The 24,766-nt window shown below is 63.2% G+C and carries 28 protein-coding genes and 1 tRNA gene; 26 read left to right on the top strand and 3 right to left on the bottom strand.

Annotated features, from left to right (window positions below):
• Positions 1-174: 174 nt before the first annotated feature.
• From EPN31_RS06705 to fetB, 4 genes are all read left to right on the top strand, one after another.
• Positions 175-969 (top strand): class II aldolase/adducin family protein, encoded by a 795-nt coding sequence (locus EPN31_RS06705; protein ID WP_291770978.1) that lies wholly within the window; start codon positions 175-177, stop codon positions 967-969.
• A gap of 125 nt (positions 970-1,094) precedes the next feature.
• Positions 1,095-2,312: an MFS transporter gene (locus tag EPN31_RS06700; RefSeq protein ID WP_291770976.1), complete on the top strand. Its 1,218-nt coding sequence runs from the start codon at positions 1,095-1,097 to the stop codon at positions 2,310-2,312.
• Positions 2,313-2,387: 75 nt separating this feature from the next.
• Complete coding sequence (locus tag EPN31_RS06695; protein ID WP_291770974.1) at positions 2,388-3,050, top strand: ATP-binding cassette domain-containing protein; 663 nt, start codon at positions 2,388-2,390, stop codon at positions 3,048-3,050.
• A complete protein-coding gene (gene fetB, locus EPN31_RS06690) occupies positions 3,047-3,844 on the top strand; it encodes an iron export ABC transporter permease subunit FetB (RefSeq protein ID WP_291770972.1) in 798 nt (265 codons plus the stop codon). Before EPN31_RS06695 ends, fetB begins: the two co-directional genes overlap by 4 nt.
• On the opposite strand, the gene EPN31_RS06685 is transcribed toward fetB, so the two are convergent.
• Positions 3,836-4,336, bottom strand: a complete 501-nt coding sequence (locus EPN31_RS06685) for a DUF1993 family protein (protein WP_291770969.1) — start codon at positions 4,334-4,336, stop codon at positions 3,836-3,838. The two genes, fetB and EPN31_RS06685, sit on opposite strands and share 9 nt — an antisense overlap.
• A 213-nt stretch (positions 4,337-4,549) precedes the next feature.
• Between EPN31_RS06685 and EPN31_RS06680 the strand changes: the two genes are divergently transcribed.
• The 19 genes from EPN31_RS06680 to EPN31_RS06590 all read left to right on the top strand — a co-directional run bounded on the left by EPN31_RS06680 (position 4,550) and on the right by EPN31_RS06590 (position 21,295).
• Positions 4,550-5,362, top strand: coding sequence for a spermidine synthase (locus EPN31_RS06680; RefSeq protein ID WP_291770968.1), 813 nt, complete (start codon positions 4,550-4,552; stop codon positions 5,360-5,362).
• Between the two features lie 49 nt (positions 5,363-5,411).
• Positions 5,412-5,488: transfer RNA gene (locus tag EPN31_RS06675), tRNA-Val, on the top strand.
• A 213-nt stretch (positions 5,489-5,701) separates the two neighbouring features.
• A complete protein-coding gene (thrS, locus tag EPN31_RS06670) occupies positions 5,702-7,657 on the top strand; it encodes a threonine--tRNA ligase (RefSeq protein WP_291770967.1) in 1,956 nt (651 codons plus the stop codon).
• A 17-nt stretch (positions 7,658-7,674) separates the two neighbouring features.
• Positions 7,675-8,235: a translation initiation factor IF-3 gene (gene infC, locus EPN31_RS06665; protein WP_291771075.1), complete on the top strand. Its 561-nt coding sequence runs from the start codon at positions 7,675-7,677 to the stop codon at positions 8,233-8,235.
• A gap of 64 nt (positions 8,236-8,299) precedes the next feature.
• A complete protein-coding gene (gene gshB, locus EPN31_RS06660) occupies positions 8,300-9,262 on the top strand; it encodes a glutathione synthase (protein ID WP_291770966.1) in 963 nt (320 codons plus the stop codon).
• Positions 9,259-9,678 (top strand): PTS sugar transporter subunit IIA, encoded by a 420-nt coding sequence (locus EPN31_RS06655; RefSeq protein WP_291770965.1) that lies wholly within the window; start codon positions 9,259-9,261, stop codon positions 9,676-9,678. Before gshB ends, EPN31_RS06655 begins: the two co-directional genes overlap by 4 nt.
• Positions 9,679-9,694: 16 nt before the next feature.
• Positions 9,695-9,964, top strand: coding sequence for an HPr family phosphocarrier protein (locus EPN31_RS06650; protein WP_291770963.1), 270 nt, complete (start codon positions 9,695-9,697; stop codon positions 9,962-9,964).
• Between the two features lie 15 nt (positions 9,965-9,979).
• Positions 9,980-11,749: a phosphoenolpyruvate--protein phosphotransferase gene (gene ptsP / locus EPN31_RS06645; protein WP_291770962.1), complete on the top strand. Its 1,770-nt coding sequence runs from the start codon at positions 9,980-9,982 to the stop codon at positions 11,747-11,749.
• A 313-nt stretch (positions 11,750-12,062) separates the two neighbouring features.
• The gene (locus EPN31_RS06640; protein WP_291770960.1) at positions 12,063-12,467 is read left to right on the top strand and encodes a hypothetical protein; all 405 of its coding nucleotides are present in this window, start codon (positions 12,063-12,065) and stop codon (positions 12,465-12,467) included.
• Between the two features lie 196 nt (positions 12,468-12,663).
• Positions 12,664-14,190 carry a YifB family Mg chelatase-like AAA ATPase gene (locus EPN31_RS06635; RefSeq protein ID WP_291770957.1) on the top strand — a complete coding sequence of 509 codons (1,527 nt, stop codon included), beginning with the start codon at positions 12,664-12,666 and terminating at the stop codon, positions 14,188-14,190.
• Positions 14,191-14,227: 37 nt separating this feature from the next.
• Positions 14,228-14,476 carry an accessory factor UbiK family protein gene (locus EPN31_RS06630; RefSeq protein ID WP_291770955.1) on the top strand — a complete coding sequence of 83 codons (249 nt, stop codon included), beginning with the start codon at positions 14,228-14,230 and terminating at the stop codon, positions 14,474-14,476.
• 155 nt (positions 14,477-14,631) lie between these two features.
• Complete coding sequence (gene rpmI, locus EPN31_RS06625; RefSeq protein WP_291771072.1) at positions 14,632-14,829, top strand: 50S ribosomal protein L35; 198 nt, start codon at positions 14,632-14,634, stop codon at positions 14,827-14,829.
• A gap of 13 nt (positions 14,830-14,842) precedes the next feature.
• On the top strand, positions 14,843-15,202 hold the full coding sequence (gene rplT, locus EPN31_RS06620) for a 50S ribosomal protein L20 (RefSeq protein WP_291770953.1): 360 nt from the start codon (positions 14,843-14,845) through the stop codon (positions 15,200-15,202).
• A gap of 84 nt (positions 15,203-15,286) precedes the next feature.
• Complete coding sequence (gene pheS, locus EPN31_RS06615) at positions 15,287-16,309, top strand: phenylalanine--tRNA ligase subunit alpha (RefSeq protein ID WP_291770951.1); 1,023 nt, start codon at positions 15,287-15,289, stop codon at positions 16,307-16,309.
• A gap of 26 nt (positions 16,310-16,335) precedes the next feature.
• A complete protein-coding gene (gene pheT / locus EPN31_RS06610) occupies positions 16,336-18,741 on the top strand; it encodes a phenylalanine--tRNA ligase subunit beta (RefSeq protein WP_291770949.1) in 2,406 nt (801 codons plus the stop codon).
• Between the two features lie 9 nt (positions 18,742-18,750).
• Positions 18,751-19,062 carry an integration host factor subunit alpha gene (locus EPN31_RS06605; protein ID WP_291770948.1) on the top strand — a complete coding sequence of 104 codons (312 nt, stop codon included), beginning with the start codon at positions 18,751-18,753 and terminating at the stop codon, positions 19,060-19,062.
• Complete coding sequence (locus tag EPN31_RS06600) at positions 19,059-19,481, top strand: MerR family transcriptional regulator (RefSeq protein ID WP_291770945.1); 423 nt, start codon at positions 19,059-19,061, stop codon at positions 19,479-19,481. Before EPN31_RS06605 ends, EPN31_RS06600 begins: the two co-directional genes overlap by 4 nt.
• A gap of 116 nt (positions 19,482-19,597) precedes the next feature.
• Positions 19,598-19,936, top strand: coding sequence for a P-II family nitrogen regulator (locus EPN31_RS06595; RefSeq protein WP_291770943.1), 339 nt, complete (start codon positions 19,598-19,600; stop codon positions 19,934-19,936).
• A gap of 39 nt (positions 19,937-19,975) precedes the next feature.
• A complete protein-coding gene (locus tag EPN31_RS06590; protein WP_291770941.1) occupies positions 19,976-21,295 on the top strand; it encodes an ammonium transporter in 1,320 nt (439 codons plus the stop codon).
• 6 nt (positions 21,296-21,301) lie between these two features.
• On the opposite strand, the gene EPN31_RS06585 is transcribed toward EPN31_RS06590, so the two are convergent.
• Together EPN31_RS06585 and EPN31_RS06580 are read right to left on the bottom strand one after the other, a co-directional pair.
• The gene (locus tag EPN31_RS06585; RefSeq protein WP_291770939.1) at positions 21,302-21,829 is read right to left on the bottom strand and encodes a hypothetical protein; all 528 of its coding nucleotides are present in this window, start codon (positions 21,827-21,829) and stop codon (positions 21,302-21,304) included.
• Positions 21,826-22,341 carry a sigma-70 family RNA polymerase sigma factor gene (locus EPN31_RS06580; protein WP_291770937.1) on the bottom strand — a complete coding sequence of 172 codons (516 nt, stop codon included), beginning with the start codon at positions 22,339-22,341 and terminating at the stop codon, positions 21,826-21,828. Before EPN31_RS06580 ends, EPN31_RS06585 begins: the two co-directional genes overlap by 4 nt.
• 200 nt (positions 22,342-22,541) lie before the next feature.
• On the opposite strand from EPN31_RS06580, the gene EPN31_RS06575 reads away from it, so the two are divergent.
• From EPN31_RS06575 to EPN31_RS06565, 3 genes are all read left to right on the top strand, one after another.
• A complete protein-coding gene (locus EPN31_RS06575; RefSeq protein WP_291770935.1) occupies positions 22,542-23,024 on the top strand; it encodes an SUF system Fe-S cluster assembly regulator in 483 nt (160 codons plus the stop codon).
• Positions 23,021-24,475, top strand: coding sequence for a Fe-S cluster assembly protein SufB (sufB, locus tag EPN31_RS06570; RefSeq protein ID WP_291770933.1), 1,455 nt, complete (start codon positions 23,021-23,023; stop codon positions 24,473-24,475). The genes EPN31_RS06575 and sufB overlap by 4 nt, the downstream gene beginning before the upstream one ends.
• Positions 24,476-24,484: 9 nt before the next feature.
• Positions 24,485-24,766: ATP-binding cassette domain-containing protein (locus EPN31_RS06565; protein WP_291770932.1), on the top strand; the 282-nt coding region annotated here is incomplete at its 3' end.

The raw sequence follows: 24,766 nt of genomic DNA, 5'->3' as shown, positions 1-24,766 counted from the left end.
CCTGACTTGTTGACTTCTCGGTAGGGTTATCATATTCATAGAGATCTAACGACAACAACGCGTAGAAACCCTAAACTATGCTTTATGTTCTGCGAAGTTGGCTCATAAAGCTCGCGTTGCCCCGCCCGACCTCATCTTCGTCCATCGCACAACACGCACAGGGAGATTCTTCAGATGGCTTCTTCGATTCATCGCGAGCAGTCAGGCGCGGCATTGGGCCAGCGGCCGGAGCCGGGTTCGGCACTGGCAGGAGGCCACTCCTTGATCGACGATCTGGTCACCGCCAACCATATCCTTTTCCACCAGGGCGTCCTGGATGCGTTTGGTCATGTGAGTGCCCGCGACGACCGTGACCCGAGTCGATTTCTGCTTGCGCGCAACATGGCACCGGCGCGGGTCACGGCCGGCGATGTCCTCGAATTCACGCTGGATGGCGAGCCGGTGGACGCAGCCGGGCGCAGGGTCTATCTGGAGCGGTTCATTCACGCTGAAATCTATCGTGCCCGCCCGGACGTGATGGCGGTCGTGCATAGCCACTCGCCGTCGGTGGTGCCCTTCAGCGTGAGCCGCCGGACCCCCATGCGCCCCATCTGCCATATGGCAGGCTTCATGGGTGTTCATGTCCCGGTGTTCGAGATCCGTGAGGCGGCGGGCGATGGCACGGATCTGCTGGTCACCAATGGCGATCTGGGGGCGGCGCTCGCCCGATCATTGGGGCAGAATGCCGTCGTGCTGATGCGCGGGCACGGTTCAACCGTGGTGGCGGATTCGCTCAAGCGCGTCGTCTACCGCGCGGTGTACACCGAGGTCAATGCTCGTGCGCAACTGCAGGCGTCCCAACTGGGAGACGTGGTTTACCTGACAGAGGCCGAAGGCCTGAAGACCACTGGCGCGGTCGAGGGCCAGGCGGGGAGGGCCTGGGACCTCTGGGAAGCAGCTGCCCGGGCCGACCAATGGCTGCGCGCCTAGCGTCTCCGGCCTGGCGGGGCATGCGTCTGCGTTGACGCCTTCGAGTCGGGGGACTACCGTGGACGGCGTGCTCCCGCCCCTGCCGGTCCGAACGGACTGCGGGCGGAGCCTTTTCAGGTAATGTCATGACCGTTTTACAGGAGGCGGCGCCGCCCTCCGTTCAATTTGCGACCGAGCGTCGCATGCTTGCGCTGGTGTGTTCTGCCGCCTTTCTAGTGTTTGTGCAGACATTCATGGTGGCCCCCCTCATCCCACGCCTCTCCACGGTTTTTGCAAGCGCCGTTGGTTGGGTGGCGCTGGCCGTGCCAGCCTACGTCGTGCCACAGGGAATCGCCACCTTGTGGGGGGGCCCCCTCTCCGACCGGTTCGGCCGGCGTGGTGTCATCCTGGTGTCGCTGCTGCTCTTCGCCGCGCTGACCGCCCTGACAGCTTCAGCGCAACATGTCGGTGGGTTCATCGCGTGGCGGATTGTCACGGGGGTGAGCGCGGCTGGCATTGTCCCTATCAGTCTGACCCTGATTGGCGACGTCGTGCCATTTGAGCGGCGCGGGCGCGCGGTGGGGTGGCTCTTCGGGGCCATCGCGGGCGGCACCGCGACCGGCGCTGCAGCGGGCGCGCTGCTCGAGCCGATGATCGGCTGGCGCAGCCTGTTTCTGGGGGTTGCCGCGCTGTGTGCGCTATTGGCTGCCATGGCCGTGGTGGGGCGGGCCCTCCCTGCGCTGCCTCGCTCATCGACCAGACAGCGCCAGGCAGTAGTGCGCGGCTATCTGGATCTGCTGTCCCAGTCACGAGCCCGACGCACTTATGGGTATGTGATGCTCAATGCGATCCTCATTTCTGGCGTCTTTACCTGGTTGGGGGTTTATCTTCATGGCCGCTTCGGGCTGGACGAAGTCGGCATCGGGTTGGTGTTGCTGGGATACGGCATTCCTGGCCTGCTGTTTGGGCCACTCATCGGCAGACTGGCCGATCGGTATGGCCGCGCGCGCATCATTCCGCTGGGTGTGGCCATCACGGGGCTGTGCGCGCTGCTGCTGGCGCTGCCCCTGCCGTTGAACGGCGCCAGAGTCGCCATCGTTCTGCTGTCGCTGGGCTTCGATCTGACTCACCCGTCGCTGGCGGCCATCACCACGGACTTGCATGGGGGGCGCGGTCAGGCGGTGGCGCTCATGGCGTTCTCCCTGTTCACTGGGTTCGGCCTGGGAAGTCTGCTGTTTCAGTCCGCCATGGTTCTGGGGTTTGCCGGCGCCCTGGGGCTGTTCGGGGTGGTTGCGTGGGTCGCGGCGATTGCCGCCATCTTCCTGTTCCGAGCGGAACGCCCGCGCAAGGTTGCTGGCCGATGATGTATTCTGGCCACTCGTCGTCCGCCGGTCCTGGACCGGCGGCAGGATTCGATGCCCGGACGGTTGCAGCATTCCATGTCAGATTCCCAACCCATCCTGCTGACTGCGCAGGGCTTGAGCTGCGCCGTTTCGGGACGTCAGTTGTGGCGCGCCATTCGGCTGGAGATCGGAGCTGGAGAGCGCTGGGCGGTGACGGGTCCCTCGGGCAGCGGCAAGACCGTATTTCTGCGCACGCTGGCGGGGCTGATGCCGCGCCAGACGGGCGAGATCTGTCTGCGCGGCAGGCCGTTCGATCAGGTATGGGCGCCGGCCTGGCGTGCGCAGGTCGTGTACGTCCCGCAGCGTCCAGCGCTGCCGGAGGGCAGCGTGCAGGCAGCGCTGGCTGCCCCCTTCGGATTCCGTGTCCATCGCGGCCGTGCTTTTTCACCTGAAACGGCTGGCGGCTACCTGTCGCAAATCGGGATGGCGGCAGACTTCCTCCGGCAGGACGTGGCCACGCTGTCGGGTGGGGAAGCCCAGGTGGTGGCCGTGCTTCGCGCACTGCTCATCCAGCCTTCGATCCTGTTGCTGGATGAGCCCACTGCATCTCTGGATCCGACCCGCGCGGCAAACGTCGAAGCACTGGTTCACCATTGGCAGACTGCGGCGTCCGGCCGCGCATGCGTCTGGACCAGCCATGATCCTGCGCAGCTGACCCGCGTGAGCGATCTGCGGCTCCCCATCGGGAGCCCTCCATGAAACCTTCCTATCTGGAGATCGGCAACTGGCAGCTGGCTTTTGCAGCCGGCCTGATCGTGATCAATCTGCTGTTGTCGGGCTGGCTGCGCCTGGGGTTGACGCGCAGCCTGTCCATTGCCAGCATCCGCATGGCGGTGCAGCTTCTGTTGGTCGGCCTGGTGCTGGATTACATCTTTGCGCTGGATCGGCCGCTGCCGGTGGTGGTGATTGGTCTGGTGATGACCGGATTTGCCGGGGTGGCCGCCGTCAACCGCACCCGGCGGCGTTTTGCGGGCATCTATCTGAACAGCGTGCTGTGTGTCTTTGCGGCGTCCTATGTGGTCACCGGTGCCGCGCTGCTGGGCATTCTGAATGTGGAACCGTGGTATCGGGCGCAGTATGCGGTTCCGTTGCTGGGGATGGTGCTGGGCAACCTGATCAACGGTGTTTCGCTGGCCCTGGGGCATTTCATGGACGGGGCCATGCGTGACCGCAATCTGATCGAGAGCGACCTGGCGCTGGGGGCGACACGCTGGGAAGCCGCCCATCCGCTGATCGTGTCCAGCCTCAGGACAGGCATGATTCCCACGATCAATTCGATGATGGTGATGGGGATCGTCAGCCTGCCCGGGATGATGACCGGCCAGATGCTGGCGGGGGCTGCACCCGCGTCGGCCGTGCGCTATCAGATCGTCATCATGTTCATGATTGTCGCGGCCACGACGCTGGGCACATTTGGCGTGGTGCTGCTGGCTTTCCGCGTGGTGTTCAGCCGGCAGCACCAGTTGTGCGCGGATCGGTTGAGGCTACCCTAGGAAGTCTTTCTTGCCAATTGGCGTGCCGGCGACGCGCAGGATGTCGTAGGCCGTGGTGCAGTGGAAGAAGAAATTCGGCAAAGCGTAGTCGGTCAGGTAGGCCAGACCCTTATAGTGCAGCTCTCCGGTACGGGTGGGGCGCGTCAGATCGCGGCTCTCGGCACTGTTGATCTGTTCGGGCTTGAAGGTGTCCAGATAGGCGATGGTTCCGGCGATACGGTCCTGCGCCTGTTTCAGTGTGGTTTCGGAATCGGGGAAGGCCTTGGGGTCGGTATCGGCCATGCGGGCAGCACTGCGGGCTGCCGTGTCGCAGGCGATCTGGACCTGCTTGATGAGCGGCAGCATGTCGAAGATCAGCCGCTGATGCAATAGGCCGTCGGGCGCCGCCCCCTTATCCTGCGCGTGAGCCTGGCCCTGTTTCAGGACGTTCGACAGGTTGTGCAGGGCGCGCTTGAAGACAGGGATGGAAACCTCATACATTGTGATGGCCATGTGAATGCTCCAGAAGAAGACAGCGGACCCCGCGTGTCGCGTGGATCGTCCGACGACAGTGTGCGCGGATTGGCCAGGTGGCAAGCGGGGAGCCCCGGGTGTTTGACGGGGTCCAGGAGGGGATTGTAGTAAGGATTCGGGAGAAGAAACGTTCCATCGCACGCACGATGCTGCTTTAGAATCCCGGAATCCCCCTTTCCGGAATCGTTGAAGATGTCCCGCGCCTCGAAATCAACCTGGCAGATTGCGGCTGAGGCCGATGAGCCCACGCTCTCCGAACAGGACGGTGTGCGCTATCTGCATTTTGGTTCCGAGTGGGTCCAGGGTGCCATGCGTCTCGCTCGTCCGTCGGAACTGGTGCTGGCCTATACCGGCCAGATGATGGCCTGGATGCTGTTTCTGAAGGCGGGCAGCCGGGATCGGCTTGGGATACTTGGGTTGGGAGCGGGATCGCTGCTGCGTTTCGCGCTGCGCCACACGCGGGCTTCAATCGAAACGGTGGAGCGCAATGTGGCGGTGGTGGCTGTGTGCCGGAGCTACTTTCGGCTGTCGGAGTCGGCACGGTCCAGGATCGACCTGGGGGACGCTCGCGATTGGGTCGCCGACCCGGCCCGGGTGGGGCGCTACCGTGTACTGTTGGTGGATCTGTATGACGCCCAGGCACAGGGACCCGTCTGCGGCGACGTGGACTTCTACCGTGATTGCTGGCGCGCCCTGGACGAAACCGGCATCATGGCCGTCAATCTGTTTGGCCATCATTCGAGCTTCGGGTCCAACCTTCAGAACATTCGGGCGGCTTTTCGCGATCAGGTGGTCTGCCTGCCCGAAGTGGACGAGGGCAATACGGTGGCGCTGGCCTTCAAGGGCGCGTTCGTGCCGCCCGACCTGCACGACTGGCTCAGCGGCGCCCAGGCGTTAGAGGCGCGTACCGGGCTGCCGGCACAGCGCTGGGCGCATGCGTTGCTGGCATCACCCGGGTTGTGGCAGCGGTGGCAGGGCGGCGCCGGCGACCCGGATGACGCTTGATCTTCATTTGACATCGGTTCTTCCAAACCCCTATAATCCACGTTCTTTCAGGCGGTTAGCTCAGTTGGTTAGAGCGCTACGTTGACATCGTAGAGGTCGCTGGTTCGAACCCAGTACTGCCTACCAGAACCTGTGCAATGGTTGCCTAACCGGGTTGCCAAACCATGCACTGACAGCCGCGCAAACACTACGTTTCGCGGCTTTTTTGTCGTGCAAAGCGGCGCCAAAATTGATTGTTGGGGGTTGGATTGCTACACTTGGAGATTCCTCCTGCATGGCAATTTCAGACAGATTTCGGCGCGGCGCAGGCCGCGTTTCGCATTTTCGGGACACGTTTAAATGGTTTGTATCACCCTTCCTGATGGTTCGCGGCGTGAATTCGATCACCCGGTATCCGTGCACGACGTTGCGAATTCGATTGGGAAGAGCCTGGGTCGGGCAGCACTCGGCGGGCGGGTGACGGTCCCGGGGCAGCCACCCAAGCTGGTCGACACCAGCCATGTCATCGACCACGATGCCAGCCTGAACATCATCACCGAAAAAGATCCCGAAGGCCTGGACCTGATCCGCCATTCCACGGCGCACCTGTTGGCCTACGCGGTGAAGTCCCTGTTTCCGGATGCGCAGGTCACCATTGGGCCGGTGATCGAGAACGGCTTCTATTACGATTTCTCGTACAAGCGTCCCTTCACGCCCGAGGATCTCACGGCCATCGAAAAGAAAATGGCCGAACTCGCCCGCCTGGACGAGCCGGTGGTTCGGGAAGTCTGGAATCGGGATGATGCCGTCAAGTTCTTTCGGGGCATCGGTGAGGCCTACAAGGCCGAGATCATTGCGTCCATTCCGTCGGATCAGGCGATCAGCCTGTACCGCGAGGGCCAGTTCGTGGACCTGTGCCGCGGGCCGCATGTGCCGTCCACGGGCCATCTGCGCGTCTTCAAACTCATGAAGGTTGCCGGCGCCTATTGGCGCGGCGACAGCAACAACGAGATGCTGCAGCGGATCTATGGCACTGCCTGGACCCGCAAGGAAGACCAGGACGCATACCTGAACATGCTGGAACAGGCTGAGCTGCGCGATCACCGCCGCATCGGCCGCGAATTGGATCTGTTCCATTTCCAGGACGAGGCCCCCGGCCTGGTCTTCTGGCACCCGAAGGGTTGGGCCGTCTGGCAGCAGGTCGAGCAACACATGCGCCAGGTCTACCAGGACAACGGCTACCAAGAAGTCAAGGCACCGCAGATCCTGGATCTGTCTTTGTGGAAGAAGACCGGCCACTGGGACAATTACAAGGAAAACATGTTCACGACGGAGTCGGAGAACCGTGTTTATGGGCTCAAGCCCATGAATTGTCCCGGGCATGTGCAGATCTTCAAGGCGGGCCTGCATTCGTATCGTGAATTGCCGCTGCGCTATGGCGAATTCGGCCAATGCCACCGTAACGAGCCTTCGGGTTCGCTACACGGTCTCATGCGGGTGCGCGGCTTCACTCAGGACGACGGCCACATCTTCTGTACAGAAGATCAGTTGCTGGATGAATGCGCGGCTTTTACCAAGCTGCTGCAAAAGGTCTATGCCGATTTTGGCTTTACCAATATCCTGTACAAGGTCTCCACCCGGCCCGAGAAGCGCATTGGTGCCGACGAGGTCTGGGACAAGGCCGAGCATGCGCTGAAACAGAGCCTGGACATGTCGCATTGTGCCTACGAGATTTCCGAGGGCGAGGGTGCTTTCTATGGCCCCAAGATCGAATACACCCTGAAGGACGCCATTGGCCGTCACTGGCAATGCGGTACCATCCAGGTAGACTTTTCCATGCCGCAGCGCTTGGGCGGCGAATATGTGGACGCACAGGACCAGCGCCAGCCGCCCGTCATGCTGCATCGCGCCATCCTGGGTTCGCTGGAGCGCTTCATCGGCATTCTGATCGAGAACCACGCTGGCGCCTTGCCCGCGTGGCTGGCGCCGCATCACGCAGTCGTGTGCTGTATCTCCGACGGCTCGGCCGCGTATGCGGAACAGGTTGCGCAATCCTTGATCAAACAGGGGTTCCGGGTGTTTTCGGACTTGCGCGGTGAGAAGATCACCCGCAAAATTCGCGAGCACAGCCTGCAGAAGATCCCCTATATTCTGGTGGTTGGCGACAAGGAACGCGATTCGGGCGCCGTGGCCGTCCGCGGGCGCGGAAAGCTGGACTTGGGCGTCATGCCGCTAGACCAATTCGTACAGCATCTGCAGCAGGACATCCAGTCGAAGGGGCTGGATCATACCGAAGGTGTTCAGGCCCAGGCCTGAAGCCTTCACTTCCGTCAATACTAGGAGTTTCAGACATCGCAACCGAAAAAAAGCACCGTGTCAACGGTGAAATCCGAATCCACGAAGTTCGCCTGATCGGCGTGGAAGGCGAACAGCTCGGCATCTACCGGACTTCAGACGCTTTGGCGCTGGCCGAAGAAAATGACGTCGATCTGGTGGAAATCGCCCCAACGGCGGATCCTCCGGTCTGCCGCCTGATGGATTACGGCAAGTTCAAGTACCAGGAACAGAAGCGCCAGCAGGAAGCCCGCTCACGACAGAAGGTCATCCAGGTCAAAGAAGTCAAGTTCCGGCCGGGGACCGACGAGGGCGACTATCAGGTCAAGCTGCGCAACCTGCGCCGCTTCATCGAGGACGGCGACAAGGCCAAGGTCACGCTGCGGTTCCGGGGCCGCGAAATGGCTCACCAGGATCTCGGGATGCGTGTTCTGGAACGGGTGCGCGATGATCTGGGTGATCTGGTACAGGTCGAGGCTATGCCCAAGCTCGAAGGCCGCCAGATGGTGATGGTGCTGGCGCCGCGCCGGAAAGCCGGCAAGCAGGGCGATGCTGCCTGATCACGGCCTCTGATCCGCCCGTTCCGGCATGGGGCAGGTGGGTAGGCCCTTACTCGAGGCGTTCATGCATTTTTTGTTCATCATCGATCCCCTGCCGGCCCTGAAGGCCTGGAAGGACTCTTCGGTGGCCATGATGCGCAGCATGGCTGCAAGAGGCCATCGCTTCAGTTTTGCGCTGATGGGCGACCTGTTCGTCCAGGTGGGGCAGGTGCGCGTCGCGGCGACGAGCATGCGCCTGAAGCCCGACGCCGACTGGCATTCGCACGATTGGTGGTCCCAGGACGGCCAGCCTCGCGATTGCGCGCTGGCGGATTTCGACGCCGTGCTGATGCGCAAGGACCCGCCGTTCGACATGGAGTATGTCTACGCGACGCATCTGTTCGATCGCGCTGCTGCACAGGGAGCACGCGTCTTCAATACCGGCGCCGGAATCCGCAATCATCCTGAAAAACTTGCCATCACGGAGTTTCCGCAATACACGGCACCGACGCTGATCAGCCGCGACATGCAGCGCTTGCGGGACTTTCACGCACAATACCGGGACGTCATCGTCAAGCCGCTGGACGGCATGGGCGGCAGCGGTGTCTTCCGCCTGCAGCCTGGCGAGCCCAATCTGGGCGCCATTCTGGAGACGCTGACGGAATTGGGCACGCGGACCATCATGGCGCAGCGCTACATTCCGGAAATCGTCGACGGTGACAAGCGCATTCTCATCATTGCCGGCGAACCCATTCCCCATGCGCTGGCGCGCATGCCCCTGAAGGGTGAGACGCGTGCGAATCTGGCCGCAGGTGGCCACGGGGTTGCCCAGCCGCTCACCGATCATGATCGCGAGATGGCCCGCACGGTCGGCCGGGCACTGGCTCCCCGGGGGTTGCTGCTGATCGGCCTGGACGTGATTGGCGAGTGCATCACCGAAATCAACGTCACCAGCCCGACCTGCTTTGTCGAGATCACGGAGCAGACCGGTTTCGACGTCGCAGCGCACTTCGTCGGAGCGCTGGAGCAAGCCGTAGGGACCGCATGATGAACGCCACCCGTATCGCGCTGATCATGCACAAGCCGCTGGGGGCGGCCTTCGATGCGTGCGCCGCCCATATCCTGGGGCGCAAGCCCGACCTGCAGGTCTTCGACGTCGAGCCCGATGCGGATCCGGAGCCCGAATCCGAACGGGTGCTGGCGTGGTTGCGCGCGGGTGGGGTGGAGACGCCGGTCCTGATCCTGTGCGATCTGTACGGCGCGACGCCCTTCAACATCGCGGCAGCGGCGCAACGTCGGGCGCTCGAGGAAGGCTATATCGTGCACCTCCTGACGGGCACCAACGCCTGCATGGTGCTGAAGGCCTTGACGGACCAACAGGAAAACCCTGATTCTCTCAGTGAGCGCGTGCGTCAGGGGGCGCTGCGCGGTATTGTGAATGCTGAACCCCCGCCAGAATGCTAGCCAGGAGTCCGAGCACATGCCATCCATCGATCTGGTCGTCACCAACAAGCTTGGCCTGCATGCGCGCGCAGCCGCGAAGCTGACTCAGCTTGCGGCACGCTTCCAGAGCGAGATCTTCATTTCTCGGGGTGCGCAGCGGGTCAACGCCAAGAGCATCATGGGGGTGATGATGCTGGCGGCAGGACTAGGTGTGACGGTTCGTGTGGATGCCAACGGGGGCGATCAAGATCAGGCATTGACAGACATCCGGGTTTTGTTCGATCGCAAGTTCGGGGAACCGGAATAGTGGGGTGACAGACCCATGGAAGCGCTTGCTGAAGGCTTGACGACCTCTTCTTCAGAATCTCTTTCTTCCACCCTGTGTCTCTACGGCCAGGGCGTCGTGCGGGGCTATGCCATCGGGCGCGCCGTTGTCATGAGCGCAGCAGCGCTGGAGGTGGCGCACTACCGGCTGGCACCCGGCGACATCGAGGCCGAGCAGCACCGTTTCAGCCAGGCGGTGGAAACCGCCGTGCGCGACCTGCATCAGATGGTCGAGACCTTGCCGGACGATGCGCCGCGCGAAATGGGTGTGTTGCTGTCAGTGCATGCAATGCTGCTGCAGGACCCCATGCTGGTGCAGTCGGTGTGCCAGCTCATTTCCGATCGCCAGTACAACGCTGAATGGGCGCTCACGACCCAGGGGCAGATTCTCGCCGAGCAGTTTGCCACGATGGACGACGATTACCTGCGCGAGCGCAGCGCCGACGTGCGCCAGGTGATTGAACGCGTGCTGCGGGTGCTGTCCGGTTCCAGGCACTGGCTGCCGAACCTGGATGCCGTGGATTCCGACGGCAGCCTCATCGTGGTGGCTCGCGATATTTCCCCAGCCGATATGATGCGGCTGCGTGGCGGCAAATTTGCGGCCTTTCTGACGGACCTCGGCGGAGCAACTTCGCATACCGCCATCGTGGCGCGCAGCATGAATGTGCCGGCCGTGGTGGGCATGGGGTGGGTGCGTATGCTGGTGCGCGACGGTGACCAGCTGATCGTCGACGGTCTGAACGGCATGGTGTTGGTAAACCCGCCTGCCTCCGTGCTGGCCGAATATCGTGAACGACAGACTGCCTTCCTGCGCGAGCGCGACGAGCTCAAGGCGCTGCGTTTTGCACCGGCTGTGACGCTGGATGGGGTGCGGATTCGCATGGAAGCCAATATCGAGCTGCCCGAAGAAGCGGCCGACGCATTGGCGGCGGGTGCCGAAGGCATCGGCCTGTTCCGCAGCGAATTTCTCTTCATGGGACGGCGGGAGTTGCCCGGCGAGGACGAGCAGTACGAAGCTTATACTTCGGCCGTGCGGACGATGGCGGGCCGGCCCGTCACGATCCGGACGCTGGACATTGGCGCCGACAAGACGCTGGATGGCGAGGCGACCGTGGCGGCGAATCCTGCCCTTGGGTTGCGGGCGATTCGCTACTGCCTGGCTAATCCGGAACTGTTCAATACGCAGTTGCGAGCCCTGCTGCGGGCGGCCCGGCATGGTCCCGTCCGCATTCTGCTCCCGATGATTTCCAGCCTGCAGGAGATCCAGGCAGCGCGCCGGGCGTTGGATCGTGCTGCCGAGGAGTTGCGTGTCGCCCGCGTGCCCCACGAAGCGGATGTTCAAGTAGGCGCCATGGTGGAAATTCCAGCCATGGCCATCGCGATCGAGCCTTTCGCGGAGGAAATGGACTTCCTGTCCATCGGCACCAACGATCTGATCCAGTATGTCCTGGCGATCGATCGGGGCGACAAAGATGTGGCTGCGCTTTACGATCCCATGCATCCGGCCGTCCTGCGCCTGATTGCGCACACCATCAACGTCGGTGAGCGGGCCGGGAAACCCGTGTCGGTCTGCGGAGAGATGGCTGGCGACGTCGGGATCACCCGAATGCTGTTGGGGTTGGGGTTGACTGGGTTCTCCATGCACCCGCAGCAGCTTTTGGATGTCAAGAAGGAAATCCGCCGGGCGCACACCAATGCGCTACGCGTGAAGGTGGCAGCGGCCCTGAATCGGGCCGAGCGCATCGATCTGGCCGATCTGGCCCCTTGAGCCTTCCATCGCGTCTTCCGTTGCGGCACCGGCGGCGGTTCTGTTGCGGATGACCTTCCGATGCTCAGCGTTTTGTGTCCAGTTGTTCAACTCCCGCGAAGAACGACGGGCTGCTCCCGGGGTCCTTCCCCCTTGGGGGTTCCGCCCGCGGGTTCGACGCAGCCCCGGTCCTCATGAAATCAGTCATTACATATCAGGGTTTACCCGGGATTCTGGGTGACTAGAATTGTAACCAAGCCGGTTGTAACAAGCCGGTCCTGCTGATTGAGGATCCGCTGAACAAGTCGAGCGGAATTTTTGAATAGGGAAGATCATGACCATGACGCGTAATACGCTGACACTCGCTGCTGTACTCGCATCGCTGAGCCTGTTGGCCGCATGCTCCAAGAGCGACGATGCGAAGACGCCGCCGCCGGCCGCGCCTGCGCCTTCGACGACGCCCGCTCCGCAATCGTCGGCACCCGCTGCACCCGCTCCAGCTCCCCAGAACCAGAGCGCGCCGGCTGGCCAGCAGTCCATGGGCGACAAGCTCAAGGACACGGCTGCGGCTGCCAAGGAAAAGGCTGCAGTAGCCGGCAGCACGATTGCGGACAAGGCGGGCGAGGTTGCCCATAAGGCCGGCGAAGCGGCCAATAGCGCCCGTGAATCGGTGAAGGAGGGCGCGGCCAAGGCCGATGCGGCCATCCAGGGTGCTATTGGTAGCGACACGAAGAAGTAGTCGCAGCACATCGACCGGCACGCATGTCTTTCTGAGTCGCGAATCGTCAATCGGAACGACTGGACAGAAACGACCATGGGCAACGCCCCCGATGGACGAATCGGGCGCGTTGCCATGTATTTGCATTGATTCATCCCCTACAGTACTGAAATGTATGGGGCGCGCTGTCGGCGCGCCTCGCCAGTGTGGGGGCCTCATGTCGCTTGCCGTATTGTCCAGCCGGGCGCTTTTCGGCCTGCAGGCCTGGCCGGTTCAGGTCGAGGTCCATGTAGGGGGCGGTCTGCCATCGTTTTCGCTGACCGGGCTGCCCGGCGCTGGAGTGCGTGAAAGCCGGGACCGTGTGCGTTCAGCAGTCCTCAGCAGCGGTTTCGATTTCCCGGCCGGGCGGATCACGGCCAATCTCGCGCCAGCGGATCTGCCCAAGGACTCCGGGCGATTCGATTTGCCAATTGCCCTGGGCGTATTGCTCGCATCCGGACAGATTGTCGATGGCGCCGGCGAGGCGCCCGACGTCCGCCACGTGGTGCTTGCGGGTGAGCTGTCTTTGACCGGCACGGTGGTGGCGGCCCGTTCCGCGCTGGCGATTGGGTTGGCCGTGTCGCAGGACGACCCCGACGCCGTACTCATCATGGCGCCTCAGGCTGCTTCCGTCGCGGCGCTGGTGCCCGGGCTGCGCGTACTGGCGGCGCCCAGCCTCCACGCGGTTGCCGAACATTTTCAAGGGCGTGCACCGCTGGCAGCGGCGCAGCCTGCCGGCTGGGCGAGCGCGCAGCCGACTGAAATTCCCTGCATGGCCGATGTCCGGGGCCAAAGTACGGCGCGCAGCGCGCTGGAACTGGCGGCTGCCGGGGGCCACAGTCTGCTGTTCTGCGGTCCGCCGGGGGTGGGCAAAAGCATGCTTGCCCAGCGTTTGCCAGGCCTGCTGCCTGATCTGTCGCCTCGCCACGCACTGGAAGTCGCTGCAGTGCATGGTCTGGCGCGGCCGCTGGAGCACCTGCCCCGTGTGCCGCCGTTCCGGTCGCCACATCACGGGGCATCCATGCCGGCGCTGGTTGGAGGCGGGGCACATCCTCGGCCAGGAGAAATCACGTTGGCTCACCGGGGCGTGCTGTTTCTCGATGAACTGCCGGAATTCGAGCGGCGCGCCCTGGAGGCCTTGCGGGAGCCACTGGAAACGGGGCACGTCACGATTGCGCGCGCCGCCGGGAGCTGCCAGTTCCCGGCGCGGTTCCAGCTGGTCGCGGCCATGAACCCATGCCCGTGCGGATATCTTGGGCATGCACGCCAGTCCTGCCGCTGTACGCCCGAGCGCATCCTGCAGTACCGCAGCCGGCTGTCGGGTCCCCTGTTGGATCGGATCGACCTGCACGTCACGCTGGTTGCCGAACCGCGCTGGTTCGAATCGCCTGTGGGAGAGTCTACCGCGGTCGTGCGCAGCCGCGTCCTGCGGGCGCGCGCCGTCCAGCAGGATCGCCAGGGCTGCCTCAACGCCCAGCTGGATGCAGCGGGCCTGGAGGTCCATGCGGGCGCGGATGACAAGAGCCGGGCGTTGCTCGCCGGCGGGGTGGATCGCTGGGGCTGGTCGGCGCGCGCCACCCAGCGCATCCTGCGCGTTTCACGCACTCTGGCGGATCTGGGGGATGCCCGAAGTATCTTGCCTGAGCACGTTGCGGCAGCGATGCGGTTTCGCCCCGATGCCGCAGGGCGAAGCACTGGGCCGTGACCGGGTAAAATAAGGCTTTACGTACCAGGAGTCCGCCATGATCCCGCCCAACCAATGGTTCGACGATTTTCAGAAGAACATGTCCGAACTGCTGGCGAAGACCCCGGCAGCCGATATCGAGCGCACCATGAAGACCTTCATGACGCAGACTTTCGCCCGCATGGACCTCATCACCCGCGAAGAGTTCGACGTGCAGGCCGAGCTCTTGGCGCGGGCTTTGAAGCGGGTCGATGCCCTGGAGGCACGGATCCAGGCTCTGGAAGATCCGGTCGACAAGCCTGAATAAATCATCCTATAATCAAGGGCTTTTTTCGTTTTTCGATAAAGCACTGTCCCATCGCGCTTGTTGCGCGCGTGGGTCACGGTTTCACGCAAATGCCGGGTCAGAAAAGCATCCGAATGCCGGATCACCTGGGTTTGCCAAGTCAACAGAGTATCGTCATGCCCAAGATGAAGAGCAAAAAAGGCGCCTCCAAGCGCTTCAAGATGCGCGGTAGTGGATCGCTCAAGCGGGGTCAGGCCTTCAAGCGCCACATCCTGACCAAGAAAACCACGAAAAGCAAACGTCAATTGCGTGGTTCGGCCGCTGTCCATGAAACCAACGTTGCCTCGGTGAAGGCGATGTTGCCTTTCGCCTGATCGGAGATTTCACATGCCTCGCGTCAAACGCGGCGTCACTGCTCGTGCACGCCATAAAAAAGTCATTCAGGCCGCCAAGGGTTATCGCGGCCGCCGCGGGAACGTATTCCGTGTCGCCAAACAGGCTGTCATGCGGGCAGGCCAGTATGCCTACCGTGACCGCCGCAACAAGAAACGCACTTTCCGTGCCTTGTGGATTGCCCGTATCAACGCGGGTTGCCGCGAGCTGGGGGTGACCTACAGCGTATTCATCGCGGGGCTGCGCAGGGCCTCCATCGAGCTGGACCGCAAGGTCCTCGCAGACATGGCAGTCCACGACAAGGCCGGATTTGCGGCCGTCGTGGCCCAGGCGAAATCCGCGCTGGCGGCCTGATCGACACAGTTTCGTTTTCGATTCTGTCTCATCGCAAACGGAGCTCACTCGGGCTCCGTTTGCGTTTTGGAAGCTATACGACATATGGACACTACGCTAGCCTCGCTCATTGAACAGGCCGGAGCGCGTTTTGCGCAGGCGCATGACGCCGCCACTCTGGAAAACGAAAAGGCCGCCTTTCTGGGCAAGCAGGGTTCGCTCACGGCCTTGTTGAAGGGCCTGGCAGCGTTGCAGGGTGACGAGAAGCGCACCCGGGGCGCGCAGATCAACCAGGCCAAGCAGCAGGTCGAGGCCTTGCTCAACGAGCGGCGCGCGCAGCTCGCGCAGGCCCAACTGGATCAGCGCCTGGCGGCGGAAACCATCGACGTCACGCTTCCCGGGCGCGGCCGAGGTACGGGCGGCATTCATCCGGTCATCCGCACTTGGCAGCGAGTCGAGCAGATTTTTCGCTCCATCGGCTTCGATGTCGCAGACGGCCCCGAGATCGAAGACGACTGGACGAACTTCACGGCCCTGAATAATCCGGAGAATCACCCGGCGCGTTCCATGCAGGACACTTTCTACGTGGACATGCAGGATGCGCATGGCCTGCCGCTGGTGCTGCGCACGCACACCAGCCCCATGCAGGTGCGCTACGCGCGGATGAACAAGCCACCCATCAAGGTCATTGCCCCAGGCCGTACCTATCGTGTGGACAGCGATGCCACCCATTCGCCCATGTTCCATCAGGTCGAAGGCCTGTGGATCGCAGAGGACATCTCCTTTGCGGACCTGAAGGGTGTCTACACGAACTTCCTGCGCGCCTTTTTCGAGACCGAAGACCTGACGTTGCGCTTTCGTCCGTCCTTCTTCCCGTTCACGGAACCGTCCGCGGAAATCGACATGATGTTCACCTCCGGGCCGAACCAGGGGCGCTGGCTGGAGATTTCCGGTTCCGGCCAGGTCCATCCCCAGGTCGTGCGCAATTTCGGTCTGGACCCGGAGCACTACATCGGTTTTGCCTTCGGTTCGGGGCTGGAGCGCCTCACCATGCTGCGATACGGCGTCAACGACTTGCGCCAGTTCTTCGAGGGTGACCTGCGCTTCCTGCGCCAGTTCAACGCCTAGCCCTTTGTCGATACGGAATCCGAATCATGCAATTTCCAGAATCATGGCTGCGCACCTGGGCCAACCCCGACATCGATAGCCAGGCGCTCGCGCATCGCCTGACCATGGCTGGCCTGGAGGTCGAGGACGCAGATCCATTTGCTCCCGCGTTTTCGGGGGTCGTGGTCGCGCGCATCGAGGCCGTCGAGAATCATCCTAATGCGGACAAGCTGCATGTCTGTCGCGTGAATGACGGATCGGGCGAGCCGTTGCAGATCGTCTGCGGTGCGCCCAATGCCGCAGCCGGCTTGGTCGTGCCGCTGGCGAAGGTCGGCGCCGAGCTGCCGGGCGGGATGCACATCGCGCCGGTCAAGATGCGTGGGGTGGTTTCCAACGGCATGCTGTGCTCGGCGCGCGAGCTGGGGCTGTCTCAGGATCACGCGGGCCTGCTTGAGCTCCCGAGGGATCTGGAACCTGGCCGAGATCTGCGTGAGGCGCTGGATCTGGACGATACCATTTACCTGCTGAAGCTCACTCCCAACCGCGCCGACTGCCTGTCCATTGCCGGCGTCGCACGCGAAGTCGCCGCGCTGACCGGGTGTGCCTTGCACGTCCCCGACATCCCCCATGTGCCCGTGACGATTCCTGATCGCCTGCCGGTGCGGATCGAGGCGTCCGATCTGTGCGGCCGATACGCGGGCCGTGTCGTGAAAGGCGTCAACGCGCGTGCCGCCACCCCCGCCTGGATGAAGTCCCGCCTGGAGCGCGCCGGCCAGCGGTCGGTGTCGGCGTTGGTGGACATTTCCAATTACGTCATGCTGGAACTGGGTCGGCCCAGCCACGTGTTCGACCTGCAGCGCATTCGCGGCGGGCTGACTGTGCGTTGGGGTCGGGACGGGGAACAGCTCGAGCTGCTCAACGGCGAGACCATCACGCTGGCGCCCGATGTGGGGGTCATTGCGGGCGACTCTGCGCTTGAAAGTCTGGCGGGCATCATGGGAGGCCAGGCTTCCGCCGTGACCCTGGATACCACGGATGTTTATCTGGAAGCGGCCTTCTGGTGGCCCGAAGCCATCATGGGTCGCCCGCGTCGCTACAAACTGACATCCGAGGCGGGCCACCGCTTCGAGAGGGGCGTGGATTTTTCCACGATCCCGGAACATCTGGAGATCATGACGGGGCTGATTCTGGACATCTGCGGCGGCCAGGCCGGTCCACTGGATGACCAGATCGCCAAGCTGCCCGCCCGCGAGCCGGTCCGCATGCGGCTGTCCCGCTGCAACAAGGTTCTGGGGCTGAGCCTGGCGGCGACAGCGGTTGCCGACGTCTTTTCGCGCCTGGGCCTGGCTTTCGAGCAGCATGGCGACGACTTCGTCGTGACGCCGCCGGCAGCGCGCTTCGACCTGACCATTGAAGAAGACCTGATCGAGGAAGTCGCCCGGATCCACGGGTTCGACCTGATCCCCGACGAGCCGCCCTTGGCGCCGGCGCGGATGCGGATCCAGCCCGAAACGCTTTATGGGCTGCATGCCATGCGCGCCGAGATGGTCGCGCTGGACTACCAGGAAGTCATCAATTTTTCGTTCGTCGAAGAAGCCTGGGAACACGACTATTGCGGCAATGAACAGCCGATCCGGCTGCTCAACCCTATTGCGAGCCAGCTGGCCGTGATGCGCTCCAGCCTCATCGGCGGCTTGCTGGACAACATCGCCCATAATGCCAAGCATCGCCAGACCCGGGTGCGGCTTTTCGAGGTGGGCCGCGTGTTTGCGCGTGACGCATCGGTGCCGGATGGCGATTTGTCTGTTGCAGGCGTCGCGCAGCCCACGCATCTGGCGGCTGCCGCCTGGGGGCCGGCGGTGTCCGAACAGTGGGGCGCGGCCACGCGTCCGGTGGACTTCTTCGATGTAAAACACGATCTGGTGTCGCTGCTGGGTGTGCGGGCTGCGGGGCTGCGTTGCGAGCCGGCCCAGCACCCCGCGCTGCACCCGGGGCGTAGTGCGCATCTGGTGCTCGATGGCCAGCCCATAGGCTGGCTGGGCGAGGTCCACCCGCGCTGGGCGCAGGCGCTGGATCTAGTGCATGCACCAGTGGTCTTCGAGATCGACACCGCCGGCATTGCGCAGCGCGCCTTCCCGGCGCCGGCTGACCTGTCGCGTCAACCGACGGTGGTGCGGGATCTGGCGATCTGGGTGGATGCAAAGCTGGCCTGGCAGGCAGTCCTTGATACACTTGAACACGAGGTGTCTGCAGATGAAGCCCTCGCGGTCGTGAAAGACATTAAACTGTTCGACATCTGGAGAGACGCTGAATCCGGCGATCAGCGCAGTCTGGCGTTGCGCTTCTGGTTCCAGGGGCAGGACACCACCCTGGATGATCGCCAGATCGAATACTGCATGCAGCGTTTGACTCAGGCGCTAGCCCAGGCACATGGGGCGCGTCTGCGCTCATAGGAGGACTTATTGGTGGAAACCGATCGGACATTGACCAAAGCCCAGCTCGCCGAACTGCTGTTCGAACGCGTGGGCCTGAACAAGCGCGAAGCCAAGGACGTCGTCGATACCTTTTTCTCCGAGGTGCGGGATGCCCTGATTCAGGGAACCGAGGTCAAGCTATCCGGTTTTGGCAGCTTCCAGGTTCGTCACAAGCCACCCCGTCCGGGGCGCAATCCAAAAACGGGAGAGGTCATCCCGATCGCCGCACGCCGCGTGGTCACCTTCCATGCCAGCCAAAAGCTGAAAGACAGCATTGCGGCGACAGGAGGTGACGAATGACGCTGGCGGCTCCTTCGGCTCCGTTGCCCCCCATTCCCGCCAAGCGCTATTTCACGATCGGCGAGGTCAGCGAATTGTGCTGCGTCAAGCCGCACATCCTGCGCTACTGGGAACAGGAATTCACACAGCTCAAGCCCGTGAAGCGGCGCGGCAACCGCCGCTATTACCAGCACCACGAGGTTTTGCTGGTGCGGCGGATCCGCGATCTGCTGTACGAACAGGGCTTCACCATCGCGGGCGCGCGCAATCGCCTGGGCGATGGCAACGACGTTCCACGTGACCAGGATGCTGCCGTGCGCCTCTCCGGCGCCGAGCTTCAGGCGTTGCGCGCCGATCTGACGGCCGCACACGATGGGCTCGCACGGGCCCTGGAAGGCGCGGCGGCCTCGCCGCCAACCGAAGGTCACCTCGACCTTTGAATCGCCCGCCCGCTGGCGGGCCGGTTGCACCAAATCAGTGCCGAATAGTTGGCATGGTTTTTGCTTGAAAGAAATTGCTCATTCAGCAAACCACAGGTGCGACCATGAATCCCGACATGAAGATAGTGACTGCCATCATCAAGCCCTTCAAGCTCGACGAAGTGCGTGAAGCGCTCTCGGACATCGGGGTGCAGGGCATTACGGTAACCGAGGTCAAGGGCTTCGGCCGCCAGAAGGGCCATACCGAGCTGTATCGCGGGGCCGAGTACGTCGTGGACTTCCTGCCCAAGGTCAAGATCGAGGTGGCGGTGGACAACGCTCAGGTCGAGCTTGTCGTCGAGGCGATCGAGGCTGCCGCGCGCACGGGAAAAATTGGCGACGGCAAGATTTTCGTTTCCGCAGTGGAGCAGGTCATTCGCATCCGCACTGGCGAGACCGGCGTGAATGCGCTGTAACCGCCACTCTCCATTGACCGGAATAAGAAAGGATTTGCCATGAAAAAACTGATTGCTTCGTTGCTGGGGCTGGTGCTGATCGCCTCTACTTCCGTGGCCTTTGCCCAGTCCGCTGGCGCGGCAGCCGCGTCCAGGCTGGACTCCGGCGACACCGCCTGGATGCTCACCTCCACACTGCTGGTCATTCTGATGACCATCCCGGGCCTGGCGCTGTTCTACGGCGGTCTGGCGCGTTCCAAGAACATGCTGTCGGTGCTGGTGCAGGTTTTCGTGATCTTCTCGCTCATCAGCGTGCTGTGGGCGCTGTACGGCTACAGCCTCACGTTCGGTGGGCAGGGGTTGTTCCTGGGCGGGACGAGGAGGCTGTTCCTCTTGGGGGTTACCCCAGAGACACTCTCCACCGTCCTGCCGACGGTGCCGGAGTATGTGTTCGTGGCGTTCCAGGGCACCTTTGCCGCCATTACCGTGGCACTCGTCGTGGGGGCGTTCGCCGAGCGCGTCCGGTTTTCAGCGGTCCTCATCTTTGCGGTGCTGTGGTTCACCTTGAGCTACATCCCGATGGCGCACATGGTCTGGGGCGGCGGCCTGCTGGGCCGGGACGGCGCGCTGGACTTTGCGGGCGGCACTGTGGTGCACATCAACGCGGGTGTTGCCGCCCTCGTGGGAGCCTACATGGTGGGCAAGCGCATGGGCTATGGCAAGGATGCCATGACGCCCCATAACCTGACGCTGACCATGGTGGGCGCCTCGCTGCTCTGGGTGGGCTGGTTCGGCTTCAACGCGGGTTCGGCAGGTGCGGCCAACGGGGTTGCGGGCCTGGCCTTCATCAATACGGTGTTGGCGACAGCCGCTGCCGCCTTGTCCTGGCTGACCGGCGAAATGTTGCGCAAGGGCAAGGCGTCGATGCTGGGCGCCGCGACCGGCGCTGTGGCCGGTCTGGTAGCCGTCACTCCGGCCGCCGGTTTCGTCGGCCCGCTGGGCGCCATCGTCATGGGCCTGGTGGTCAGTCCCCTGTGCCTGTGGGGGGTGGGCGGCCTGAAGCGTCTGCTGGGTGCGGATGACGCGTTCGACGTCTTCGGCGTGCATGGCCTGGGCGGTATCGCGGGGGCCATCCTGACTGGGGTGTTTGCCTCGAAGGGGCTGGGCGGCACGGGCGGGCTGACGCCCGACAGCTTCGCCATGTGGGCCCAGATCTGGGTGCAGGTCAAGAGCGTGCTGGTCACTGTGGTCTGGTCGGGGGTCGCGGCCTGCATTGCCTACAAGGCGGCGGACCTGATGGTGGGCTTGCGCGTGTCGGAAGAAGATGAGCGGGAAGGCCTGGACATCACCTCGCATGGCGAGATGGCGTACACCCGCTGATTTCGCCTAGTGCGCCGTCGTGACCGTCTGATTGACGACGGTGCGCGGCGTGGTGTGCAGGCTGGCGCTGATCAACAGTGCCGCCAGCACCACGATGACCAGCCCGACGACCACTCCGATCTGGAAGGCCCGTTTCGAGGGCCGCCAGGCAGTCCTCAGCTTCGTTTTCGGCAGCGACAACAGGCCGTGCAGCCATGGCGGGCAGCGCAGCCACTGTGGCCACGACGCCTGCCGGGGCTCGCCGGTGGAAGGGTGGGGCCGGGTGCGTGATTCGCCGAGTACCGGTGCCGGGGCGGGCGCCTCGAACGTCATGCCCAGCGTCTGCTCGATCTGCAGCAGGACCTCGTCTGGCGGCGGGGTGGCCGGCAGCGCGTCCACGATGCTCAGCAGATAGGCTTCCCATTTCAGCGCGCGCGCCGCTGCGGCGTCGTTGTGGGCGAGCAGTGCCTGTATCCCCTGGGTCCGCTCCGGCAGGTCCAGGCCCAGCACGTAGCAGGCGATTTCGGGATCGGAGTATGAGCGCTGCTGTTTCATGCGCACACCGCGTCGTCGATCTGGGCGAGGGCGGCTTCGATGGAGGCCTGGATGTCGGGCTCGGAGCGGTCCAGCCGGTCTGCGATATGTGCATAATCGCCCCCGTGCAGGTAGGCCTGCAGCAAAGCTTCGAGCTGTGGCGGCGGCAGGTTGGCCAGTGCGCCGACTACCGCGCCGGACTCGGGGCTGATTTGCAAGGTGGGCAATGGCTGCTGGTCCGCCTGCCGGCCCGAATCCCGTTCCGCGCGCAGGCGCTTCAGCGCCCGGTATCGCAGAATGCTGTACATCCAGGCGCGCGCGGTCCCCAGCGCGGGGCTGTAGCCGGCCGCGTTCCGCCAGATGAGGACGAAGGCCTCATGCAGCACGTCGGGGGCGGCTTCATCTCCGAGCATGCAGCGCGCCAGCGTGAACATGGCGGGTGCTTCATACGTATACAGCGCGAGAAAGGCGGAACGATCACCGGCCGCACAGGTGACAAGCTCGGCCTCGTAGTCAAAGACGGAAACGGTCATGCTTCAACCCGGTGGGTGCCGGTGCGCAGGCCGCGCAGTACATCCAGGGCACCGCGACGGGATGAGCACCGTGAGTCATTCGGAAATTCCCCCATTGTATGCGCAGAGCGTACGACGTCGGAATGGTCACTTAGGGTTTGACCTAAACCGTACCAAAGCAGTACTATTTGGATTCCTTAGGCTTACCCTTGGATGGACCGATGCTGCGGATCAGCAAGATCGTCGATTACGGGATCCTTGTGCTCACGCACATGGCCACCGAGCCGACTCACGTCTGCAGCGCAGCGGATCTGGCCGTCGCCCTCGGGTTGGGCCAGCCTGTCGTGAGCAAGGTCCTGAAACTGCTCGCGCAGCACGACCTGGTCGCCAGCACCCGGGGCGCCCATGGCGGGTATCGCCTCGAGCGGCCCGCCGAAGACATCAACATCGCCCAGATCATCGATGCGCTTGAAGACCAGCCGTTCGGCCTGACGGAGTGCACTGCGCTGCCGGGCGTCTGCACCGTCGAAGCGGCCTGCCGGATCCGGCCCTACTGGCAGCGGATCAACGCAGTCGTGCGCCGCACGCTGGAGTCCGTGTCCGTGGCTGACATGATCGCCCATGATTTGCCTATGCCCACCACCGTCAAAGCCGGGGCGCGGCGGGCTGTTTCGAACATTCCGAACTGGAGTCTGTCCAAATGAGTACTGTGAACGACAAGCTCGATTCCTTTCTCGACCGTGGCTACGATGCGGGGTTTGTCACCGAAATTGAATCGGAGACCTTCGCCAAGGGCCTGGACGAGGACGTGATTCGCCGCCTGTCCGCGGTCAAGCACGAGCCCGAATTCATGCTCGAGTGGCGCCTGAAGGCTTACCGCGCATGGCTGAAGATGACCCCGCCGTATTGGGCGAAGGTCCATTTCCCGGAACCCGACTTCCAGGACATCAGCTATTATTCGGCACCCAAATCCAAGTCAAACGAAAGCGCCCCCAAGAGCCTGGACGAGGTCGATCCCGAACTGCTGAAAACCTACGAAAAGCTGGGTGTTCCGCTGCACGAACGTGCCAAGCTCGCCGGCGTGGCGGTTGATGCGGTGTTCGACTCCGTGTCGGTGGCGACCACCTTCCGCAAGCAGCTGGCCGACGTGGGGATCATCTTCTGTTCGTTCTCCGAGGCCGTCCGGTCCCATCCGGATCTGGTCCAGCAATACATGGGATCGGTGGTACCGCCGGGTGACAACTTTTACGCGGCCCTGAATTCAGCGGTGTTTTCCGACGGCTCCTTCGTGTACATCCCGAAGGGCGTCAAGTGCCCGATGGAGCTGTCCACCTACTTCCGCATCAACAATGCTGATTCCGGGCAGTTCGAGCGCACGCTCATCATCGCCGACGAGGGTGCGGTGGTCAGCTATCTGGAAGGCTGTACGGCGCCCATGCGCGACGAGAACCAGCTCCACGCGGCGGTGGTCGAACTGATCGCGCTGGAAGATGCCAAGATCAAGTATTCCACCGTACAGAACTGGTATCCGGGGGATGAAAACGGCAAGGGCGGGATCTACAACTTCGTGACCAAACGCGGCGACGCGCGCGGTGCCCGTTCACGCATTGCGTGGACCCAAGTCGAGACCGGATCGGCCATCACCTGGAAGTACCCCAGCGTGATCCTGCGCGGGGACGACTCGGTGGGCGAGTTCTATTCGGTGGCTGTGTCCAATCACTACCAGCAGGCCGATACCGGCACCAAGATGGTGCACATGGGCAAGAACACGCGCAGCACCGTGATCTCCAAGGGCATCTCGGCCGGGCATGGCAGCAACACCTTCCGCAGCCTGGTGCGCATGACGCCCAAGGCGGAATCCGCGCGCAACTACACACAGTGCGATTCGCTGTTGATCGGCAAGCAGTGCGCCGCGCACACCTTCCCGACGATCGAGGTCCAGAACCCGACGGGGAACGTGGAGCACGAGGCGACCGCATCACGCATTGCCGAGGACCAACTGTTCTATGCCATGCAGCGCGGCCTGTCGGCCGAGGACGCCGTGTCGATGATCGTCAACGGCTTCTGTAAGGAAGTCTTCAAGGAATTGCCCATGGAGTTCGCAGTCGAAGCGCAGAATCTGCTCGGCGTGAGCCTGGAAGGTAGCGTCGGTTAAGGAGCCATCATGCTGAAAATCAGAAATCTGCACGCAACGGTCGAGGGTAAGGAGATTCTCCGTGGCCTGGATCTGGACATCAACCCGGGCGAGGTCCACGCCATCATGGGGCCCAATGGCGCTGGCAAGAGCACGCTGTCGCAGGTCCTCACAGGCCGTTCCGACTATACGGTGACCGGCGGTACGGTGGAATTCGACGGCCAGGATCTGCTGGCGCTCCCAGTCGAAGAACGGGCGCGCTCCGGTATCTTCCTGGCGTTCCAGTATCCGATCGAAGTCCCCGGCGTATCC

The organism is Castellaniella sp. (assembly GCF_004321985.1).
Taxonomy (GTDB): Bacteria; Pseudomonadota; Gammaproteobacteria; order Burkholderiales; family Burkholderiaceae_B; genus Castellaniella.
This window is presented reverse-complemented; position numbering and strand designations above follow the sequence as displayed.

Excerpts from the sequence above, each read along its gene's own strand:
- EPN31_RS06700 (WP_291770976.1), top strand. The coding sequence starts at position 1,095 with ATGACCGTTTTACAGGAGGCGGCGCCGCCCTCCGTTCAATTTGCGACC.
- EPN31_RS06585 (WP_291770939.1), bottom strand. The coding sequence starts at position 21,829 with ATGAAACAGCAGCGCTCATACTCCGATCCCGAAATCGCCTGCTACGTG.
- EPN31_RS06590 (WP_291770941.1), top strand. The coding sequence starts at position 19,976 with ATGAAAAAACTGATTGCTTCGTTGCTGGGGCTGGTGCTGATCGCCTCT.
- EPN31_RS06600 (WP_291770945.1), top strand. The coding sequence starts at position 19,059 with ATGACGCTGGCGGCTCCTTCGGCTCCGTTGCCCCCCATTCCCGCCAAG.
- EPN31_RS06635 (WP_291770957.1), top strand. The coding sequence starts at position 12,664 with ATGTCGCTTGCCGTATTGTCCAGCCGGGCGCTTTTCGGCCTGCAGGCC.
- rpmI (WP_291771072.1), top strand. The coding sequence starts at position 14,632 with ATGCCCAAGATGAAGAGCAAAAAAGGCGCCTCCAAGCGCTTCAAGATG.
- EPN31_RS06595 (WP_291770943.1), top strand. The coding sequence starts at position 19,598 with ATGAAGATAGTGACTGCCATCATCAAGCCCTTCAAGCTCGACGAAGTG.
- pheS (WP_291770951.1), top strand. The coding sequence starts at position 15,287 with ATGGACACTACGCTAGCCTCGCTCATTGAACAGGCCGGAGCGCGTTTT.
- ptsP (WP_291770962.1), top strand. The coding sequence starts at position 9,980 with ATGGAAGCGCTTGCTGAAGGCTTGACGACCTCTTCTTCAGAATCTCTT.
- sufB (WP_291770933.1), top strand. The coding sequence starts at position 23,021 with ATGAGTACTGTGAACGACAAGCTCGATTCCTTTCTCGACCGTGGCTAC.
- EPN31_RS06695 (WP_291770974.1), top strand. The coding sequence starts at position 2,388 with ATGTCAGATTCCCAACCCATCCTGCTGACTGCGCAGGGCTTGAGCTGC.
- EPN31_RS06650 (WP_291770963.1), top strand. The coding sequence starts at position 9,695 with ATGCCATCCATCGATCTGGTCGTCACCAACAAGCTTGGCCTGCATGCG.
- EPN31_RS06705 (WP_291770978.1), top strand. The coding sequence starts at position 175 with ATGGCTTCTTCGATTCATCGCGAGCAGTCAGGCGCGGCATTGGGCCAG.
- EPN31_RS06575 (WP_291770935.1), top strand. The coding sequence starts at position 22,542 with ATGCTGCGGATCAGCAAGATCGTCGATTACGGGATCCTTGTGCTCACG.
- fetB (WP_291770972.1), top strand. The coding sequence starts at position 3,047 with ATGAAACCTTCCTATCTGGAGATCGGCAACTGGCAGCTGGCTTTTGCA.
- EPN31_RS06640 (WP_291770960.1), top strand. The coding sequence starts at position 12,063 with ATGACCATGACGCGTAATACGCTGACACTCGCTGCTGTACTCGCATCG.
- EPN31_RS06580 (WP_291770937.1), bottom strand. The coding sequence starts at position 22,341 with ATGACCGTTTCCGTCTTTGACTACGAGGCCGAGCTTGTCACCTGTGCG.
- gshB (WP_291770966.1), top strand. The coding sequence starts at position 8,300 with ATGCATTTTTTGTTCATCATCGATCCCCTGCCGGCCCTGAAGGCCTGG.
- thrS (WP_291770967.1), top strand. The coding sequence starts at position 5,702 with ATGGTTTGTATCACCCTTCCTGATGGTTCGCGGCGTGAATTCGATCAC.
- EPN31_RS06680 (WP_291770968.1), top strand. The coding sequence starts at position 4,550 with ATGTCCCGCGCCTCGAAATCAACCTGGCAGATTGCGGCTGAGGCCGAT.
- EPN31_RS06685 (WP_291770969.1), bottom strand. The coding sequence starts at position 4,336 with ATGGCCATCACAATGTATGAGGTTTCCATCCCTGTCTTCAAGCGCGCC.
- pheT (WP_291770949.1), top strand. The coding sequence starts at position 16,336 with ATGCAATTTCCAGAATCATGGCTGCGCACCTGGGCCAACCCCGACATC.
- EPN31_RS06630 (WP_291770955.1), top strand. The coding sequence starts at position 14,228 with ATGATCCCGCCCAACCAATGGTTCGACGATTTTCAGAAGAACATGTCC.
- EPN31_RS06655 (WP_291770965.1), top strand. The coding sequence starts at position 9,259 with ATGATGAACGCCACCCGTATCGCGCTGATCATGCACAAGCCGCTGGGG.
- rplT (WP_291770953.1), top strand. The coding sequence starts at position 14,843 with ATGCCTCGCGTCAAACGCGGCGTCACTGCTCGTGCACGCCATAAAAAA.